The sequence below is a fragment of the Klebsiella sp. CN_Kp106 genome, assembly GCF_040064575.1.
In the GTDB taxonomy this organism is placed as follows: Bacteria; Pseudomonadota; Gammaproteobacteria; order Enterobacterales; family Enterobacteriaceae; genus Klebsiella; species Klebsiella michiganensis.
On record NZ_JBEAIG010000042.1, the window covers coordinates 1 to 533 of the forward strand.

General features: G+C 66.8%; 2 pseudogenes. Both read right to left on the reverse strand.

The window, feature by feature from the left end:
- Positions 1-440 (reverse strand): annotated as a pseudogene (locus ABLU96_RS11540) (oxaloacetate decarboxylase); the annotation flags it as partial.
- A 15-nt stretch (positions 441-455) separates the two neighbouring features.
- A pseudogene (locus ABLU96_RS11545) lies at positions 456-533 on the reverse strand (oxaloacetate decarboxylase gamma chain); the annotation flags it as partial.

Sequence of the window (533 nt, forward strand, 5' to 3'; positions counted from 1 at the left end):
CTGGTGGTGTAGGAGAGCGTGCCCTGGGCGTGGGCGCCGTGGCTGCGCACCGCCTGCAGGGCGGCCTGCATATTGCGCGGGTCGTTCATGGCGTCGAAGACGCGGAACACGTCCATGCCGTTTTTGACGGCGCGCTCGACGAAGCGCTGCACCACGTCATCGGCGTAGTGGCGGTAGCCGAGCAGGTTCTGGCCGCGGAGCAGCATCTGCAGCGGGGTCTTCGGCATGGCCTTTTTGAGCTCGCGCAGGCGGACCCAGGGGTCCTCGCCGAGGAAGCGGATGCAGGCGTCAAAGGTGGCGCCGCCCCAGCATTCAAGGGACCAGTAGCCCGCGTCATCGAGGGCGGCCGCAACGGGGAGCATATCGTCGAGGCGCAGGCGGGTGGCGAAAAGGGACTGGTGGGCGTCGCGCAGGACGACATCGGTAATGGCAACGGTCATGGATTCCTCCGTGAATTAAGGGTTAAGTCGGCGATGGTGGTGAATAGCGGCGGCAATCACCGGCGCCAGGCGGGCGAAGTCGTCAGCGGGCGC